Consider the following 17,646-nt stretch of genomic DNA (forward strand, 5'->3'; position numbering starts at 1 on the left):
GCTCCTCCGTCTCGCTCCCCTGCAGACACACCGAGGTCCACTTCGCGAAGCCGGTCTGCTCAGGGCAGTGCGTGACGTTGACGAACTTTGCTCAAGCATGCGTGGAGTCAGCCCTCAGGGCATAACAGGCCCCAGCACGAAGCACGGAGATGAACTCAGACTCCGCGATCGAATCCCTACGCGGACCATGACTCCTCCAGGATTTCTTCGATGATCCGCGTCCACTCCGATTCCTCGGCTGCAAACGGGATCGGATCGAAGGAGTTGATCTTCTCTTTGAAATGGGTTTCCAGTTGATCAAGGTCTGCACCTGAACGACAGGCGTCTGCGAACTCCTGAAAAGCGAGAAGAGTGTAGGCGAGCGACTCCACATCCCGATGGAGTTGCACATACGCGTCGAGAGGATCCCCTTCCGGGAACGCGTACACCTTCCCGTCCGCCGGGTCCAGCGCGATGACCATGTATGAGAACCAGCCCAGCTCAAGCCAGTTCTCGCACTGCGAGGGAAGTTCCTCATCATGATGCGCATATTTTTCCGAGAGCATGATGGGCGTACCCTCGGCTCGCGTCATGAATTGCTCATCGTGCGGCAATCCGACAGAACTCAGAAAACTCGCCGTGTCCCCATGGAGATGCACATCGGTTTCGTAACGCGGAAAATAAACAACGCCGGTGATTCCATATCGACTGATCAGCTCTTCGGACGTGATTGCGTGATGCATAGCCGGACCTTACTTATTTACCCTCGAATTATCGACCATGGGCGATCTTCAGATCAGCCACATAATCCCTGTGTTCCCTGTTGCGTTGATGCAGGGAGGAAACAGACGCATCATAGTCGGCGACGTGGTGCACCGCCGTGGAGCCGAAATAAAGATCCAGCCACCTGTCACAACTGGGCCTTTTCTGGCATGGCTCTCGCTCGGTAAATACTTCCTTCAACCCTGACTTCTTTTCGTTATGCATTACCGGGTAACCAATTGAGCGTTCCGAGTGGAGCTTGTTTGGTTCACTGTAGCCGACGAGTATGCTTTCCCCTCTGCCGCCGGGGTCGACATAGCGCCCTGCCGCGTAGTTGCTGCCCCCATAGTCGTTCCGTGCAAGGCGGGCCAATTGAGTTGCCTGGCCCAGCCGGTCGGAATACGGATCAACCTTGGTCGAAGTCACCTTACCCTTATGAGTGCCAGGTACCCCGGACTCCTCCTGCTCGCGTCTTGAACCCGGTCGCCAAGCCTTGCCATCATTGGTGATTCCACCCAACCGCTCCTCGTCCACCCTGTCCAGGGGCTTGAGGTCACCATTGGGCAGAAGGCGTTCTATTGTTCCGTCTGTCGCCAGCAAGTAGGTGCGGACGTCATCATCATCCTTTCCGCACTTATCGAAGTCGCGCTCGCGATCCTTGTCGTTACCCTTGTGGTCCCGCTTGCTCTTGTCTATCTTCCCGCCGTGGTCCTCAAGGGTCTTAACCATGTCGTCGGCCTTCTTTTCGACCGCGTCTTCAGCCTTGTCCATGACGGTGGCGAGCTTATGGAAGCGACTGTCCTTCTTGACAGAAGTTTTGCGCTGTGCGCCACCGTCCTTGAATGAACCTTTCTTCTTGTCGAAGTTGTCGGCGGTTTTCTTGTAGCCACCGGACGCTTGGTCGAATTCATCGAACTCAATGACCAGGTCTTGAGCCATGTCCGCACTACCCGACGCCATGACGTCATAGGTGCTGCCGCCGCCGAGCCGGTCGCTGAACAGCGTCTCGATCTCCGCGAGTATCCTGCCCTCGATCTTGTCCGTGACGACCGCCGTGATCTGGCCTATCGCGTAGTCGATGGCCTCCTGGATGATGAGGCGGGCGGCACCGATGGCGGCAGCGGAGGCAAGACCGCTGATCCCGGCGGTAAAGAACATGCCGACAACCCCTGCGGTGGCTGCGGCCGCCGTGGCGGTGAGCTTGGTGATGATCGCGATCTTGCAAGTCAGAATGAGGCCGGCGCATTCATCGAGCGCGCCGGCCAAGTCGTCGCACCCGTCGGCGAACGTAGCGAGGTCCCGGGTGGTGAGCTTGCCCCAGCGACGGTCGATCGCTGTGACGGTTTCTCCCCTGCTCTTACCTGCCACGATGTGCGAGCAGGCGTTATTGCCCTCCTTGACCGCATCACGTATGCCTTCGGCCAGGTCCCGGTAGTCCTTTGCCGAGGCTTTGACCTCGTCCTCGTCGATTTGGGGCCAGTCGATGCCTACAAGGTCCAGCACCTCGACCAGATCGTCGGGCAGCTTCTTCCCCATGCGTAAATCCCCCCGAGACAGAGCAACCATTCCAGGTTCAAGACTGCCTGAATGCTCGTCAACTTGAAGGAGTGAGGATGCTGTGAATCAAACCTGTCGACAAGGTCAACTGTTGTCAGAGTGATGGAGCGATGCGGACCAGTGCCTCGTCCGTGCCGATGACGACGGAGCGGTCCGCAAGCATGACCACAGCGCGGACGGGAGGCCCCGGTCGAAAACCCACCACTTCGCCACCGTCGAAGCGATGCAGTTCGACGAGGCCATCCTCCCAGGCAACCACCAGCGCCGGCCCTTCACGGGTGTCCGACGCGTGCAGCGCCACGACTGGACAGCGGCGCTCGGCAAGCGGCGCGGCCATCGGCTCGTGGCCCGGCGCCCATGCTCGCACTGTTCCGTCCGCGCCCCCGCTGTAGACCAACGGCACGACGCCGCCGGTCTCGCCCTCAACTCTGACGTTCAGCGCCGAAAGGGCTGCGACGCGTCCAGCATGTGAACGCGCCGAGTCAGTTGTGTCGCCGCCGAAGGTGCGTACCCCGCCATCGGCGTCACCGAGAACCACTACCGGCTGCTCACTGGGTGTGGCCGCCAGGGCCGTTCCCGAGTGCTCCCGCAACTCGCCTATGAAGTGGTCGGTCAGATAAGGCTTGTCGTTCAGCAACGCTTCGAGACCAGAGGCGTCCGGGCGCGCGGCCCACGATCGCTCCACGTGCACTCGGCCCAATTCATCCAACAGCAAGACCGTCCCGTCCGGCGGCACGGACATCGCGGTGCACTTTGTGGCCGAGGGTGTGAACCGCCCACGTGGACTGGCATCCGAGGCATTGAGTGCATGCACAGTGCCGCGGTGATCCGCTGACAGCAAGCAATCGTCAAGCGGGCCTGATCCCATCGCCAGCGCGGCCACCGGGCCGGACCAGGGCGGTGATACGTCGCCCCTGACCCGATTCCATGCCACGCGCCAGGGCGCTTCCTCAGCCAGGACCGCGAGAGCTTGACGGAGTCGGGGGTCGGCGCTGTCTCCGAGAGCGGTCAGGAGGACCAGCGCGCGTGAGGCCTCGTCCTGCTCCCGGCACAGGGACTGTCCTGCCTTCAGCCACGCCGTCCGCAAGCCTCCGTGGTCTTCGGAGTCTGCTTCGTAGGCAGCAGTGACGACCCAGGGGTCGGCCGCGCAGACCGACGCCGGATCAGCCAGATCCGCCGACGCGGGCGCCTCGGTGACGGCTGGGTTCAGATCAACGTCGGGGGACAGTCCAGCTCTCCAGGTCTGAAGGCGCTTCGGATCTGTCCACCGCTCCAGATCCAGGTTCAGCTCGGCCGCGTTCGTTTCTCTCAGGAGCACGTGGGCAGCGCTGTCTGTCCGCGTTTCGGCGATCAGCTTGAGGTGCGGCAACTGTGCCAGTGCCAGCACGAGTTCGGCGACCGGCCGGGTGGCGAGGTCCGGCAGGACAATCACGGTGCGGCGCGGATCAGCTGTCAGAACCTCCACCAGCTCACCCGGGGCACGCGCCACCACGCCCAATTGGTCAGCCAGCGCCCATACCGTTCCCAGCAGGCTCTCCCCGGACCGTGGGACCACGGCATGCACACGCCGGCTCACCGGCGTCCCTTCACGGCTCCCATGCGCGACAAGCCAGGCCAGCAGCGTCGACTTCCCGCAGCGCTCGGATCCGGACACCAGGCAGATTCCCGGTGCTCGAGCGTCGGCGAGCCAGCCCAGCAGTGCCGCGGCGGCGGGCTCGCGACCAGCCGCGGGACGACCCCAACGAGTCACTGACGCCTCGCCTGTTCGGCCGCGTAGGTGATGAGCGCCTTCAGCCCTTCCTCCCGGGACTCCGCCGTATCTCCGTAGTCGAAGCTGTGAGTGAACTCAGCGGTGGGAAAGGTCGCGTGGAGCCAGACCGCGCAGTAGTGACCAGGCATGAGGCACGGCTCGAGCTCACAGTAGACCCGGCGTACCCGGCTCGGGGTCACACCGTCAGCCGACAGGCGTCGCCAGATCCTTTCCTCGGGATGGGGTAGCCCTGGTCCGGTCGCCTCCGTCACGACCTTCTCCTTGCCTGCCTCGTCGATGTACTCGAAGGCGGCTGAAAAGGGGAAGTTGAGTGTGTGGCGGACATCGTCCAGGACGCGAGGCCACCAGCTCTCCCTTTCGACGAAAGCCGCAGCGTCGATCCGTCGCAGCTCCGCGTTCAATCCTCGAAAAGCGGCTGCCGCGTCCACCGGCCCGGAGGACGCGGCGATGACGGGCAGGGCTCGATCCAGCGCCAGTAGCGACGCACCGAGCGTCGACAGGTCTGTGTTCACGAACATGTCCTCGGCGACGTCCTCAAGGACAACCGCCTGCACCGCACCGTCCGGTCGTACACAGAGATGCGCGAGGCCATCGCCGGCGATACGTGGCCATGTCTCAAGTTCTCTCGGGGGCTGAGGCAGTCCCAGGCGTACGGCAACAACGCCCAGTGTCGTCCCTTCGGCGGCCTCCGGGGCCCGGAAGTAAGGGGCGACGCTCTGCGGGATGCCGGTCTCCTCCAAGTACGTCCGAGCGGTCTCCGGCACGTCCGCCCCCAGCAGACTGCCCCGTCCCAATCGGCGCATGCCGTCCCGGCCGAAGTGCTGAACCAGTGGCTCCGGGCGATCCGGGCTGTGGGATGACATGGATACCTCACGAACAGACTCGGCTTACCGGCATCGACGACCCTAGCCGGTGACCTCGCGTGCGGGGTTTCATGGGAAGCGACGGCGGACACTGCGTGAACCGCAGGGCGCGTGCAGAGGGAACGACGCGGCGTCGTCCGGAGGTACGGAGTCGGGCCGCGCCTCATCGGTCACAACCCGGTTGAGGCCGCTCGTAGCCGATAGGGGGTGGACTCGTTTTCCGGCAGGACGACTCCGCTCACCGGTGGGGTGGTTGCTACGTCGGTGACGCCTGCGGCACACAGCGGACAGTGGCTCGTCTCCCCGACGCGAGCCCACCCCTCCCAGAGCAGGAGGGCGCGGGCGGGCTCGCATGATGACTGGGGAGCTCTGGGCCGCCTGAAGATCCTCAGCACGGTGAACCTCTCCCATGTTGCCCGAGGCGCCGGCCCCCTGTCCTCCCCCGCTCTCGCCGCTCCCCCTGTGAGCGCCGCGGCGGCTGGATACCATGTGGGCCGGCCCACTGCATTGGCGCTGACGAGTAATCGGGGAAGGAATCCGGGCAACATGCCTATCGAGACATTCGAGTTCCAGGTAGAAGCGCGTCAACTCCTGCAGATGATGATCCATTCGATCTACTCGAACAAGGACGTATTTCTGCGCGAGCTCATCTCCAACGCCTCGGACGCGTTGGACAAGTTGCGGTTGGAATCCCTCCGCGACGACAAGCTGCGGGAAGACGTATCGGATCTCCACATCGGCATCGAGGTCGACAAGGAGCGGCGCACGCTCACCGTACGCGACAATGGCATCGGTATGTCGCACGACGAAGTAGTGGAGCTCATCGGGACGATCGCGAATTCCGGCACCGCGAAGTTCCTGAAGGAGTTGAAGGAACTCAAGGAGGCCAAGGACTCGGCCGCCTCCGAGGAACTCATCGGGCAGTTCGGTGTGGGCTTCTACTCCAGCTTCATGGTGGCCGACGAGGTCACGCTGCTGACCAGGCGGGCGGGAGAGAGCCGGGGGACGCGCTGGGAATCCAGCGGCGAGGGTACGTACACCATCGAGACGGTCGACGACGCGCCGCAGGGTACGTCGGTGACGCTGCGGCTCAAGCCCGAGGACATCGAGGACCAGCTCTTCGACTACACGTCCACCTGGAAGATCAAGGAAATCGTCAAGCGGTACTCGGACTTCATCACGTGGCCCATCAAGATGGCCGCGGAATCCACGGACACTGACGCGGGCGCGGGCGCGGGCGCGGACACGGACGCCGACACGGATGCGGACGGCGGCAGTGACGGCCGGCGCGAGGCCGAGACGATCAACTCCATGAAGGCGCTGTGGGCCCGGTCCAGGGACGAGGTGACCGATGACGAGTACAGCGAGCTGTACAAGCACATCAGTCACGACTGGAACGACCCGCTCGAAACCATCCGTATGCAGGCGGAGGGCACCTTCGAATATCAGGCGCTGCTCTTCATCCCGTCCCACCCGCCCCAGGACCTGTTCATGCAGGGGCACAAACGCGGAGTTCAGCTCTATGTGAAGCGCGTGTTCATCATGGACGACTGCGAAGCGCTCATGCCCGAATACCTCCGCTTCATCAAGGGTGTCGTCGACGCGCAGGACCTGTCGCTCAATGTGTCGCGGGAAATCCTCCAGCAGGACCGCCAGATCCAGTTGATGCACCGTCGCCTCGTCAAGAAGGTGCTGTCGACGCTGAAGGACATGATGTCCGGCAGCCCGGAGCGTTACGCGACGTTCTGGAAGGAATTCGGCCGGGTCCTGAAGGAAGGTCTTCTCAGCGACTTCGAGAACCGCGACGCGATCCTCGGCGTCTCCTCGTTCGCGTCGACCCAGGACAAGGAGGGGCTGACCACTCTCCGGCAGTACGTGGACCGTATGAAGGAAGGCCAGCAGCACATCTTCTACATGACGGGCGAGTCGCGCTCGGCCATCGAGAGTTCGCCTCACATGGAAGCGTTCCAGGCCAAGGGCTTCGAAGTGCTGCTGCTGACCGATCCGGTCGACGAGGTGTGGGTCCAGTCCGTACCGGAGTTCGACGGCAAGCAGCTGCGGTCGATCGCGAAGGGCGAGGTCGATCTCGACACCGAGGAGGAGAAGAAGGAGGTCGAGGCCGAACGCGAGAAGCGGCAGCAGGAGTTCGCCGGTCTGCTGACGTGGATGACGACGGAGCTGAGCGAGAGCGTGAAGGAAGTACGGCTCTCGTCCCGGCTCACCGTCTCGCCCGCCTGCATCGTCGGGGACACCCACGATGTGACGCCCGCCCTGGAGAACATGTACCGCGCCATGGGCCAGGAGGTGCCGCGCATCAAGCGCATCCTCGAACTCAACCCCACGCACCCGCTGGTCACCGGGTTGCGGAAGGCCCACACGGAACGGGACGCCGACGCGGGACTGGCCGAGGCGGCCGAACTCCTCTACGGGATGGCCCTCCTGGCCGACGGCGGCGAGCTGAGTGACCCCTCGCGCTTCATCAAGCTGATGGCGGACCGGCTGGAGCGCACCCTGTAGTCGAGCGCACCGTGTAGTCGAGCGCACCCGTGTAGTCGGGCTCCACCACCGTCCGGCCCACGGCGTACGTCCGTCCCTGTCCGGATCCCACCTATAGTCCTAAACTTGCGCAACCCATAAAGTGTTCGCATGAATGATCAGGGCAGGGATCCGGGCAGGCACCCGGACGTGAATACGTGCGCGACGGAATGGGAAACCGCGGTGCTCGACGGCGGACCCGCGGACGGCATGCGGATGCGGGTCACCGACCGGCCGTCCGTGGTGCAGGTGACGTACCCCTGCGAGCTGGAGGGGCCGGCCGGCGGCGCCCAGGCGGTGGCGGTCTACGTATACCGGCGGGACCCGCGCGTACAGGGCGAGCCACTGCGGTACGGAATCGACAGAGCCAGCCCCTGAGTTGAGCCGCGCGCTCCGCGCTCAGCGTGCCGCGTCACTGTCGGCGGCTCCGGAAGGCGCCCGGCCGGAGGGGGCCGGGTGCGTGGCACCCTCCCCCTTCATCGCCTTCGCCTCGCTCCTGAGAATGCGCAGGGACTTGCCCACCGAACGCGCGGCGTCCGGCAGTCTCTTCGAGCCGAACAGCACGATGATCACGATCGCCACGATCAGCAGATGCCAGGGCTCCAACCCGTTACGCACCATTTCCGCCCCGCCTTCCTCTCACCGGGCCGTGGACCCGCCACCATTGATTGCCGTATTGCGCAACTGTACAACCATGATGGACCTCCGGCCGGGCGCCCCTATAGCCGGGCGCCCCTACAGCTGAGCGCCGCCGATACGCCGCCGCGCGAGGACCAGTCCGGCCGCGTACAGCCCCAGAACCGCGCCGAGCAGTACGTAGGAGAGCCCCGGCAGCGCGGGCATGCCCAGGACAGGGCCGAGCGGCGAGAGCGGCAGCAGCAGCCCGGTGACGGCGAGCCCCGCGGCGGCCCAGCGGACGGGGCTCGGAGCCCGCCGGCCGGACGCGGGGCGTGCGCTCGTACGCAACAGCAGCATCACCAGCGCCTGGGTGAGCAGGTTCTCGGTGAACCATCCGGAGTGGAACTCCGCCTGGCCGTCCCCGTCGACGGCGGCGTGCGAGGCCGACGCGAGCAGCGCGAACGTCGCCAGGTCCGAGAGCGCGTTGATGAGACCGAAGCCCGTGATGAACCGGAAGAACGCCCGGGAGCGCAGCTCCGTCGGCCGGCGCAGCGCCTCGGGCAACGGCCGGTCGTACGCGAAGGCGAGCTGCGCGGCGTCGAAGCACAGGTTCTGGACGAGGACCTGCGCCGGAAGCATCGGCAGGAACGGCAGCAGCAGCCCCGCGACGAGCATCGCGATGACATTGCCGAGGTTGGAGGAGAGCGTGATCCGCAGATACGTGGCGATATTGCCGCTCGAATGGCGCCCGGCGCCGATCGCGTGCTCGATCGCGGTGAGGTCCTTCCGCGCGAGCACGACATCGGTGGACTCGCGGACGACGTCGACGGCGTCGCGCGGGCATATCCCGACATCGGCGGCGTGCAGCGCGGGCAGGTCGTTGACGCCGTCGCCGAGGAAGCCGGTGGTGTGCCCGTCGGCGCGGACGGCGGCGACGATACGGGCCTTGTGCTCGGGTGTGCAGCGCGCGAAGACGGTGGTGCGCCGGGCGACCTCGGCGAGTTCCGCGTCGGTGAGCGCGTCGAGCCGTTCGGCGGTGACGACCTCTCCGCCGCCGGCCCCGAGGCCACCGCCGGCCCCGAGGCCACCGCCGGCCCCGAGGCCACCGCTCGCGAGCCCGCCGGCCCCGAGGCCACCGCCCGCGAGGTCACCGCTCGCGAGCCCGTCGGCCGCCATGTCGAGGCCCAGATCCAGACACGCGCGGGCCGCCGTGCCCGGGTGGTCGCCCGTCAGGATCTTGACCGTGACGCCGCGCGCGGCGAGTACCTTCAGCGCCTCGGCGGCGGTCGGAGCGAGTGCGTCGTGGAGCGCGACGAAGCCCCGGAAGTCGAGTCCGCGCTCGTCGGCGTGGGTGTAGTCGCGGTGACGGGCGGGCCGTTCCGCCGTGGCGACCGCGAGCAGCCGCAGACCGCTGTCCGCCTCACGGGCGGCCAGCGCGGTGAGCCGGTCCCGTTCCTCGTCGTCGAGCGCGCACCGCTGGAGCACGGCCTCGACCGCCCCCTTGACGATGAGGGTGTGGGTGCCGAGGCTGCCCGGCCGTCGGACGACCGCGGTGGAGAGGCGGCGTACGGAATCGAACGGGAGGGCCGCCACGCCCTCGTACCGCGCCGGATCCTCCTCGTCCACCGCGTCGAGGATCGCGTCGTCGAGGGCGTCCGGGGCGGGCAGGTCGGCCAGTTGCAGGGTCCACCAGGCGTTCACGGCGGCCCAGCGCAGCACCTCGGGATCGGGCTCGCCGTACGCGTCCGTCGACCCGCCGACCACCGGCCGGTCCTGGGTGAGGGTGCCCGTCTTGTCCAGGAACAGTACGTCGACGGCGCCGAGGTCGTGCAGCGCGGGCAGACGTTTGACGATCACCGCGTGGTGGCGCGCGAGGCGTGAGGCGCCCCGGGCCAGGGCGGTGGTGACGATGACCGGCAGCATCTCCGGAGTGAGTCCGACGGCGACCGCGACCGCGAAGGGGAGCGTCTCCAAGCCCCGGCCGCGCAGGGCGGCGTTGGCCATCAGGACGAGCGGCGGGGTGAGCAGCATGAACCGGATGAGGATCCACGAGATGCCGTTCACCTGCCGGTCGAAGGCGCTGGCCGTACGGCGCCCCGGCCGGCCGCGCGCGACGCCGAACCGCGTACGTGTCCCGGTCGCCACGACGACGGCGGTGCCGCTGCCCGAGGCGACGCTGCTGCCCTGGAAACACAGCCGCGGCTGCGCGAACACCCCCGCGAACGCCGCGCCGGCGGCGGGCGTACGGTCCGGGTCCGGGGCCTGGACGCCCGCCGGGGCCGCCGCGTCGACGGCGTACTTCCCGACCGGCGCCGACTCCCCCGTCAGCGCCGCCTGATGCACGGTCAGCCCGCTCGCGCGGAGGAGCAGTACGTCGGCGGGCACCAGATCGCCGGGGCCGAGGCGGATCACATCGCCCGGCACCAACTGGTCGACCGGAATCTCCCTCGGCCGCGAGCCGCCCCCGCCCCCGTTCCCGCCCCCGCCCCCGTCACTCCCGCGCCGCAGCACCGTCGCCGTGGTCGCCACCAGCTCGCGCAGCCCGGCCATGGAACGGTCGGCCCTGTGCTCCCCGGACGAGCGCAGCAGACAGCTGACCACGACCAGCGAGAGGATCACCAGGGCGGTGCCCCAGGCGGAGACGGTGGCCGACACCACTCCGAGACAGAGCAGTACGGCGGTGAACGGATCCCGCGTACTCCGTACGAAACGCCGCGGCCAGGACGCCGTACGCCACTCCGGCACCGCGTTCTCGCCGTACTGGAGCAGCCGCTCCTCGGCCTGCGCGTCCGTCAGCCCGCGCGGCCCGCTGTCCAGCCGCCGCAGCACCTGGAGGGTCGTGAGGGCGGTCAGATCCGGCGGGGTGCCGTCCCCGCCCGGCGCCCAGGGGTCCACGGGACCGCGGTCGGCGCCCGGCCCCGGCCCGGACGTGGCCGCCGTGGACCCGTCCGCCCCGGACGTACCCGCTCCGGACGTACCCGCTCCGGACGCAACGGAGTCCGGCGCCACGGAGTCGGGCACCGCGGACTCAAGCCGTGATGTCGCGGACGCGCCGTGCCGGGGCGTGCGTCGCGCGGTCGGTCAGCTGTCCGACCATCAGCCGGACCACGGTCACGACATCCGGATCGTCGACGAAGTACACCTGGCGACGGCCTTCGCGCCGCGACCGTACGAGACCGGCCAGCTTCAGCTTGGTCAGATGCTGGCTCACGGCGGGCAGCGCCCCGCCCACGCGCTCGGCGAGTCCGGTCACATCGCTCTCGCCCTGGGCCAGTACCCACATGATGTGCAGCCGCGCCGACGACGCCAGCAGCCCGAACGCGGCGGCGGCCTCGGCCAGCACCTCGGCAGGAGGATCCTCGAAGCCGCCGGCACCCGCCGGCACACCTGGCGTCACGATCGCTCTCCCGTCCCGCGCGGGCCGTCACCCCGTCAACCCGAATGTCCTCATACCTGAAGCCCCGAACCAGCGGTTCAGTCTAGGGCTACGGCTTGTCGCGAGGGTCCCGCGCGGGGGCATCGTCCCGCTCGACGATGGTGCCCGTGACGACACGACGCACCCCCGGCCCGGCGGCGTCGGACGTCCTGCCGGAATCCTGGCCGTCCGTCTTGCCATCCGTCTTGCCATCCGTCTTGCCATCCGTCTGGTCGTCCGTCTTACCCGCCTCCTTGCCCTCCTCCTTGAGCGCCTTCGTCTCACTCTTGAGGATGCGGGCGGCCTTACCGGCGGAGCGGGTCAGCTCAGGGAGCCTCTTCACCCCGACGACCACGGCGACGACGATGAGGATCAGGGCCAGTTCACTCAAGCCGAACATCAGGTCTGCTCTCTCGCGGTACGGATCGGATCGACTTCTACAGCGCTGTAGAAGTATTCAGTACAGGCCGACCACACAACAAGTCCCTGCCGGGCCAACCGCACCGCGGCCTGCTACTCTTCGTCCGCAATTGATCACTTAGCGTCACAACGGGACAACCGGGAGCACCTGTGAAGGTCGCATGCGTCGGCGGCGGGCCCGCCGGCCTGTACTTCTCGATCCTGATGAAACGGCAGAACCCGTCCCACGACATCACCGTCTACGAACGGAACGAGGCCGGGTCCACCTACGGCTGGGGCGTGACCTACTGGGGCAGTCTGATCGACAAGCTCCATGTCCACGACCCCGAATCAGCGGTCGCCATCAGCGAGAACTCGGTCCGCTGGAGCGACGGGGTCGCACACGTCGGCGACCGGAAGACGGTGCACCACGGCGACACGGGGTTCGGAATCGGCCGGCGCCGGCTGCTCGGCATCCTCACCGAGCGGGCCCGCTCTCTCGGCGTACGCGTCGAGTTCGAGCACACGATCACCGATGCCGCCGAACTGCCCGACGCCGATCTGGTCGTAGCCTGCGACGGAGTCGGCAGCGCACTGCGCGAGCGGCACGTCCGGCACTTCGGCACCGAAGCCACCGCCGGGCGCAACACCTACATCTGGCTCGGCACCACCAAGGTCTTCGACTCGTTCACCTTCGCCTTCGTCGAGACCGAGCACGGCTGGATCTGGTGCTACGCCTACGGGTTCAGCGAGGACGCGAGCACCTGCATCGTCGAGTGCTCCCCGGCGACCTGGACCGGCCTCGGGCTCGACAGGGCGAGCGAGGCCGATGGCCTGGCCCTGCTGGAACGGCTCTTCGCGGGGCCGCTGGACGGGCACCGGCTGATCGGCCGGGCGCACGCGGACGGCAGCGCGCAGTGGCTCAACTTCCGCACCCTGACCAACCGGACCTGGCACCACGGCAACCTCGTCCTGCTCGGCGACGCCGCCCACACCACGCACTACTCCATCGGCGCGGGCACCACGCTCGCGCTGGAGGACGCCATCGCACTGGCCGGCGCGCTGCGCGGGCACAACAGGCGGCGCGGACACGACGTACACGACACACACCCGGAACTGCGGGCCGCCCTCGTCCAGTACGAGCGGGAACGGAGGTCCGCCCTCCTCCCCGTTCAGAGCGCGGCCCGCTACAGCGCCCAGTGGTACGAGAACCTTCCGCGCTATATGCAGCTGGCCCCGCCGCAGATGTTCGCGCTGCTCGGGCAGCGGCACTCCCCTCTGCTGCCGCACATCCCGCCCCAGCTGTACTACCGGATCGACCGGGCGGCGGAACAGCTGGAGCCGCTGCGCAGGCTCAAGCGCTGGCTGGGCCCGAGGGTCGCGCGAACGCTGCACGCCCGTTCACGCCCCTAGCTCCCGGCCAGGTACGTCGTCATCGTCGTCGTCTAGATCCTGTCGAGATACGTCGTCACCGCCAGCGCCTTCTTGGTGGAGCGGTAGCGCGCCAGCAGTACCGGGCGCAGCCACCGCACCGACGCCGGGAAGGCGCTCAGCACGGCCGTGTATCCGGGGATCCGGTCCGGGTCCTCCATCAGGCCGAGCACCAGGTGCGGGCTGCCTCGGAAGCCGCCGTGGAAGATCCCCTCCCGTACGCGTGTGAGGTCGGCGTCCGGCACCTGCGGGAACAGCTCCAGCAGGACCGGCTCCTCCTCGTCGAAGTGCCTGGTCAGAATCTCGCGGACCCGCTGGGCGGACGGCAGCCCGGACATGGCCGCCTCACTGACGACCACCAGTACCTCGGCGCGCCCGCCCGTGATCTCCCGGGCGTCGATCGCGTCGACTGCCCTGGCGAGGGCGTGCAGCTCGGCGTCGAGCGCCTGGTGCTCGACGAGCATCTCGTCGAGTTCGGCGACGGCGGTGGGAAACAGGTCCCGCAGCGCGGGCCAGAGTTCTTCGTCCTCACTCCCGTGATGGCTCCTGATGTAATCGATCAGCCAGCGGGAGGTGCTGACCAGCGTCCTGACGTCGACGGGCTGACCGTCGGCGAGATTCGCGAACGACACCGCCACGAGGGCGGCGCCGCGTCGCATGATCATGTGCTCGGCGAGGAGTTCGTCGTACAGGCGCGAGCGTTCGGCTCGAAGCGCGGATGAAACCTTCATTCTCTGTCCCTCGAAGATAGAGGTGAGCCCCTATGTATTGAACTCAAAGGCACTGCAATAAATGCCCGACTTGTCCTAAAATGTTCACATGCCTGACGGACGGCCGTACCACTCTCCTCGCCGCGCACTCACCGCGGCCGCCACACGGCGCGACATCATCGACGCGGCACGGCGGCTCTTCCTGGAGCGGGGTTTCGCGAAGGTGACCGTCGCCGAGATCGCCTGCGAGGCAGGGACCGCGGTCAAGACGGTGTACGCCAGCGCCGGGGGCCGGCTCGACATACTGCGGGAGACCGTCCACCGCGCGGCCGCGCACTCGGGCGCTCAGGAGACCGTGAAGCGGATACGGGGCACCGAGGACGCCGTCTCCGCCATCGCCCTGCTTGCCCACCGCACCCGGCTCAGCAACGAGGAGCACCGCGAATCGATCGCGATCCTCTACAGCGCGCTGCCTGTGCACGAGGCGGCGGAAGCACTCTGGGACGAGGGCACCTCTATCTACACATCTGCCCTCCGCGAGATCGCCTCACACCTCAAGGGCCTCGGTGCTCTCAAGGCCGGGATGACCGTCGAGCGGTGCGCCGACGTGCTGTGGTTCTGCTTCGGGCTGGGCGCCTGGCGCACGCTCGTCGACGACTGCGGCTGGACCTGGGACCAGGCCGAGAAGGAGCTGGCGGCCGTGGCCACGAAGATGCTGCTCAAGGAGTTATCCACAGGCTGAGCGGGACGCCGACGGAATGTCAGGGGCCGGGCGCAGAATAGGGGGCATGACTGAGATCACCGGTTCGACACCGGATTCGACAGTGGCCTCGACAGCGGGCGCGGCAGCCGGCCCGGCTGCCGCCCCGACCCCGGCCGCGGCCTCGATGCCCGCGTGGGAGAAGCGCTTCCGGGCCCCGCGGGTGTCGCTGCCCGACTGGGCGGAGGACGCGCCGGAGCGCGCGCTGTTCGTCTCCAACGCGACGGGGACGTACGAGCTGTACGCGTGGGATCGCGCGACCGGTGAGCAGCGGCAGGCGACGGACCGGCCGAACGGGACGACGGACGGCGTGCTCTCGCTCGACGGCGAGTGGATCTGGTGGTTCTCGGACACGGACGGGGACGAGTTCGGGGTCTGGATGCGGCAGCGGTTCACCGCCGGGGCGGACGGAGCCGGTGACGAACCGGCGGTGGCGGGGCTCGCTCCCTCCTACCCGGCCGGGCTGGCGCTCGGCCGGGACGGCACGGCGGTGGTGGGGCGCTCGACCGACGAGGACGGCTCGACGCTCCATGTCGTACGGCCCGGCGAGCAGCCCGTGGAGATCTACCGGCACCGCGAGTCGGCCGGGGTCGGCGATCTGTCGCACGACGGCTCGCTGCTGGCGATAGAGCACACCGAGCACGGCGACGCGATGCACTCGGCGGTGCGGGTGCTGCGGCTGGACGGCTCGGTGGTGGCTGAGCTGGACGACACGGAGGGCGGTACGCGCGAGCTGGGCCTGGAGGTGCTGGGCTTCGCGCCGGTGGAAGGGGACAGCCGGCTGCTCATCGGCCATCAGCGGCGGGGCCGCTGGGAGCCGGTCGTCTGGAATCCGCTGACCGGCGAGGAGACCGAGCTGGCCATCGAGCTGCCCGGCGATGTCAACGCCGAGTGGTATCCGGACGGGTCGGGGCTGCTGGTCGCCCACAGCTTCGAGGCCCGCGGCGAGCTGTGGCGCTATGACTTCGCCAAGAGCGCGCTGGTCCAGCTGGAGACCCCGGCGGGGACGGTCTCGGGGGCGACGGCCCGGCCCGACGGAAGCGTGGAGTATCTGTGGTCGTCCGCGGCCCAGCCGCCGGAGGTGCGTTCCACGGCGGGCGGGGTGGTGCTCGATCCGCCGGGACCGGCGGCGCCCGCGTCGGTGCCGGTGGAGGACGCGTGGGTGGAGGGCCCGGGTGGCCGGGTCCACGCGCTCGTGCAGCGGCCGGAGGGCGAGGGCCCGTTCCCGACGGTCTTCGAGATCCATGGCGGCCCGACGTGGCATGACAGCGACGCGTTCGCGGCGGGCCCGGCCGCCTGGGTCGACCACGGCTTCGCGGTCGTCCGGGTCAACTACCGCGGCTCCACCGGATACGGACGGGAGTGGACGGACGCGCTCAAGCACCGGATCGGGCTGATCGAGCTGGAGGACATCGCGGCGGTCCGGGAGTGGGCGGTCGCGTCCGGTCTGGCGGATCCGGCGAAGCTGGTGCTGTCGGGCGGATCGTGGGGCGGCTATCTGACCCTGCTCGGTCTCGGCACCCAGCCCGACGCCTGGGCCGTGGGGCTCGCGGCCGTGCCGGTCGCCGACTATGTGACGGCGTACCACGACGAGATGGAGGCCCTCAAGGCGATGGACCGCACGCTGCTGGGCGGTACGCCGGAGGAGGTGCCGGAGCGGTTCGCGGCCTCGTCACCGCTGACCTACGTCGACGCCGTCCGGGCACCGGTCTATATCTCGGCGGGCGTGAACGACCCGCGCTGCCCGATCCGCCAGGTGGAGAACTATGTGGACAGGCTGGCGGCCCGGGGCGCGGTCCATGAGGTGTACCGGTACGACGCGGGCCATGGCTCGCTCGTCGTGGAGGAGCGGATCAAGCAGGTCCGGCTGGAGCTGGAGTTCGCGGTCAAGCACCTGGGGGAGGGCGCGCGGTGAGGTGAGATGACGGAGATGACGGGAGCCCGCGGCCCGGGACCTCCACGGGAGACACGGGGGGATCCGGGACGAGGGGACCTCTGCGGGGGGGGATCCGGGACGGGGAGACCTCTGCGGGGGGGCTTCTACGGGGACCCGGGACCGGGGGCCCGGGCGGCGTTCCGTACCGTGGAGGGGTGTACCGCTTCCTGGTGACTCCGCGCTGGTTGGGGATCAACGTCTTCGTCCTGCTGGCGATCCCCGTGTGCATTTTCATGGGGATCTGGCAGCTGGGCCGCTTCGAGGTCCGCGTCGCCTCGCACGAGGCCGCGCAGGCGGCGCCCGATCCCGGTGAGCGGCCCGCGGCGGCGCTGGAGACACTGCTGCCGGTCGACCAGGAGACCTCGGGCCGGCACACCACCGCCAGTGGGCGGTACGAGGACCAGTTCCTGGTGCCGGGCCGGCAGCTGGACGGCAAGACCGGTTCGTATGTGCTGACCATGCTCCGTACCGACGGCGGCAAGGCACTGCCCGTGGTGCGCGGCTGGCTGCCCGGCGGCGAGAAGGCGCCCGCGCCACCCACCGGCGAGGTGACGGTGGCCGGGGCGCTCCAGGCGTCCGAGTCCACCGGCTCCGACGGGGTACGGGCGGGCGGCGGGCTGCCCCCCGGCCAGCTGGCCATGATCAGCGCGGCATCGCTGGTCAATGTCGTGCCGTACGACGTGTACGACGCCTGGGTCACCGTCAGCAAGGCGTCGGACGGGCTGCGGGCCGTGCCCGCGGGCGCGCCGCAGAACACCGGGCTCGACCTCAAGGCGTTCCAGAACCTCGGTTACACCGGCGAGTGGTTCGTCTTCGCCGGCTTCGTGGTCTTCATGTGGTTCCGGCTCGTCCGGCGCGAGGCGGAGGCGATCAGGGACCGGAAGCTGGGGCTGGAGACCGCCGCGTAGCC

General features: G+C 68.1%; 15 protein-coding genes. 6 read left to right on the forward strand and 9 right to left on the reverse strand.

Features of this window, described 5'->3' with window-relative positions; genetic code table 11:
* Positions 1-176 precede the first annotated feature (176 nt).
* The 4 genes from CU044_RS02430 to CU044_RS02445 all read right to left on the reverse strand — a co-directional run bounded on the left by CU044_RS02430 (position 177) and on the right by CU044_RS02445 (position 4,932).
* A complete protein-coding gene (locus CU044_RS02430) occupies positions 177-722 on the reverse strand; it encodes an SUKH-4 family immunity protein (protein WP_129766752.1) in 546 nt (181 codons plus the stop codon).
* Between the two features lie 28 nt (positions 723-750).
* Positions 751-2,277, reverse strand: coding sequence for a nucleic acid/nucleotide deaminase domain-containing protein (locus CU044_RS02435; protein ID WP_129766753.1), 1,527 nt, complete (start codon positions 2,275-2,277; stop codon positions 751-753).
* A gap of 115 nt (positions 2,278-2,392) precedes the next feature.
* A complete protein-coding gene (locus CU044_RS02440; RefSeq protein ID WP_240045287.1) occupies positions 2,393-3,952 on the reverse strand; it encodes a hypothetical protein in 1,560 nt (519 codons plus the stop codon).
* Positions 3,953-4,044: 92 nt separating this feature from the next.
* On the reverse strand, positions 4,045-4,932 hold the full coding sequence (locus tag CU044_RS02445) for a nucleic acid/nucleotide deaminase domain-containing protein (protein ID WP_129766755.1): 888 nt from the start codon (positions 4,930-4,932) through the stop codon (positions 4,045-4,047).
* A gap of 546 nt (positions 4,933-5,478) precedes the next feature.
* Between CU044_RS02445 and htpG the strand changes: the two genes are divergently transcribed.
* Both htpG and CU044_RS02455 read left to right on the forward strand, forming a co-directional pair.
* Positions 5,479-7,449, forward strand: coding sequence for a molecular chaperone HtpG (htpG, locus tag CU044_RS02450; RefSeq protein ID WP_129766756.1), 1,971 nt, complete (start codon positions 5,479-5,481; stop codon positions 7,447-7,449).
* Between the two features lie 129 nt (positions 7,450-7,578).
* Positions 7,579-7,845, forward strand: coding sequence for a hypothetical protein (locus CU044_RS02455; RefSeq protein ID WP_129766757.1), 267 nt, complete (start codon positions 7,579-7,581; stop codon positions 7,843-7,845).
* 21 nt (positions 7,846-7,866) lie between these two features.
* On the opposite strand, the gene tatA is transcribed toward CU044_RS02455, so the two are convergent.
* The 4 genes from tatA to CU044_RS02475 all read right to left on the reverse strand — a co-directional run bounded on the left by tatA (position 7,867) and on the right by CU044_RS02475 (position 11,900).
* Entirely contained in the window at positions 7,867-8,088 is a 222-nt protein-coding gene (gene tatA, locus CU044_RS02460; RefSeq protein WP_129766758.1) for a Sec-independent protein translocase subunit TatA, read from the reverse strand.
* Positions 8,089-8,202: 114 nt separating this feature from the next.
* Positions 8,203-10,980 carry an HAD-IC family P-type ATPase gene (locus CU044_RS02465; RefSeq protein WP_240045288.1) on the reverse strand — a complete coding sequence of 926 codons (2,778 nt, stop codon included), beginning with the start codon at positions 10,978-10,980 and terminating at the stop codon, positions 8,203-8,205.
* Positions 10,981-11,113: 133 nt separating this feature from the next.
* A complete protein-coding gene (locus CU044_RS02470; protein ID WP_129766791.1) occupies positions 11,114-11,470 on the reverse strand; it encodes a metalloregulator ArsR/SmtB family transcription factor in 357 nt (118 codons plus the stop codon).
* Positions 11,471-11,570: 100 nt separating this feature from the next.
* The gene (locus CU044_RS02475) at positions 11,571-11,900 is read right to left on the reverse strand and encodes a twin-arginine translocase TatA/TatE family subunit (RefSeq protein WP_129766759.1); all 330 of its coding nucleotides are present in this window, start codon (positions 11,898-11,900) and stop codon (positions 11,571-11,573) included.
* Positions 11,901-12,070: 170 nt separating this feature from the next.
* On the opposite strand from CU044_RS02475, the gene CU044_RS02480 reads away from it, so the two are divergent.
* Entirely contained in the window at positions 12,071-13,312 is a 1,242-nt protein-coding gene (locus tag CU044_RS02480) for an FAD-dependent monooxygenase (protein ID WP_193563852.1), read from the forward strand.
* A gap of 32 nt (positions 13,313-13,344) precedes the next feature.
* Here CU044_RS02480 and CU044_RS02485 read toward each other — a convergent pair whose 3' ends face one another.
* Positions 13,345-14,061 carry a hemerythrin domain-containing protein gene (locus tag CU044_RS02485; protein WP_129766760.1) on the reverse strand — a complete coding sequence of 239 codons (717 nt, stop codon included), beginning with the start codon at positions 14,059-14,061 and terminating at the stop codon, positions 13,345-13,347.
* Between the two features lie 88 nt (positions 14,062-14,149).
* Here CU044_RS02485 and CU044_RS02490 point away from each other — a divergent pair, with 88 nt between their 5' ends.
* The 3 genes from CU044_RS02490 to CU044_RS02500 all read left to right on the forward strand — a co-directional run bounded on the left by CU044_RS02490 (position 14,150) and on the right by CU044_RS02500 (position 17,644).
* The gene (locus CU044_RS02490; RefSeq protein ID WP_129766761.1) at positions 14,150-14,782 is read left to right on the forward strand and encodes a TetR/AcrR family transcriptional regulator; all 633 of its coding nucleotides are present in this window, start codon (positions 14,150-14,152) and stop codon (positions 14,780-14,782) included.
* A gap of 145 nt (positions 14,783-14,927) precedes the next feature.
* The gene (locus tag CU044_RS02495) at positions 14,928-16,715 is read left to right on the forward strand and encodes a prolyl oligopeptidase family serine peptidase (RefSeq protein ID WP_240045294.1); all 1,788 of its coding nucleotides are present in this window, start codon (positions 14,928-14,930) and stop codon (positions 16,713-16,715) included.
* Positions 16,716-16,891: 176 nt separating this feature from the next.
* A complete protein-coding gene (locus CU044_RS02500; protein ID WP_129766762.1) occupies positions 16,892-17,644 on the forward strand; it encodes an SURF1 family protein in 753 nt (250 codons plus the stop codon).
* Positions 17,645-17,646: the final 2 nt, after the last annotated feature.

Origin of the sequence: Streptomyces sp. L-9-10, from assembly GCF_004151105.1 — a bacterium.
In the GTDB taxonomy this organism is placed as follows: Bacteria; Actinomycetota; Actinomycetes; order Streptomycetales; family Streptomycetaceae; genus Streptomyces.

Excerpts from the sequence above, each read along its gene's own strand:
- CU044_RS02430 (WP_129766752.1), bottom strand. The coding sequence starts at position 722 with ATGCATCACGCAATCACGTCCGAAGAGCTGATCAGTCGATATGGAATC.
- CU044_RS02435 (WP_129766753.1), bottom strand. The coding sequence starts at position 2,277 with ATGGGGAAGAAGCTGCCCGACGATCTGGTCGAGGTGCTGGACCTTGTA.
- CU044_RS02445 (WP_129766755.1), bottom strand. The coding sequence starts at position 4,932 with ATGTCATCCCACAGCCCGGATCGCCCGGAGCCACTGGTTCAGCACTTC.
- htpG (WP_129766756.1), top strand. The coding sequence starts at position 5,479 with ATGCCTATCGAGACATTCGAGTTCCAGGTAGAAGCGCGTCAACTCCTG.
- CU044_RS02455 (WP_129766757.1), top strand. The coding sequence starts at position 7,579 with ATGAATGATCAGGGCAGGGATCCGGGCAGGCACCCGGACGTGAATACG.
- tatA (WP_129766758.1), bottom strand. The coding sequence starts at position 8,088 with ATGGTGCGTAACGGGTTGGAGCCCTGGCATCTGCTGATCGTGGCGATC.
- CU044_RS02475 (WP_129766759.1), bottom strand. The coding sequence starts at position 11,900 with ATGTTCGGCTTGAGTGAACTGGCCCTGATCCTCATCGTCGTCGCCGTG.
- CU044_RS02485 (WP_129766760.1), bottom strand. The coding sequence starts at position 14,061 with ATGAAGGTTTCATCCGCGCTTCGAGCCGAACGCTCGCGCCTGTACGAC.
- CU044_RS02490 (WP_129766761.1), top strand. The coding sequence starts at position 14,150 with ATGCCTGACGGACGGCCGTACCACTCTCCTCGCCGCGCACTCACCGCG.
- CU044_RS02495 (WP_240045294.1), top strand. The coding sequence starts at position 14,928 with ATGCCCGCGTGGGAGAAGCGCTTCCGGGCCCCGCGGGTGTCGCTGCCC.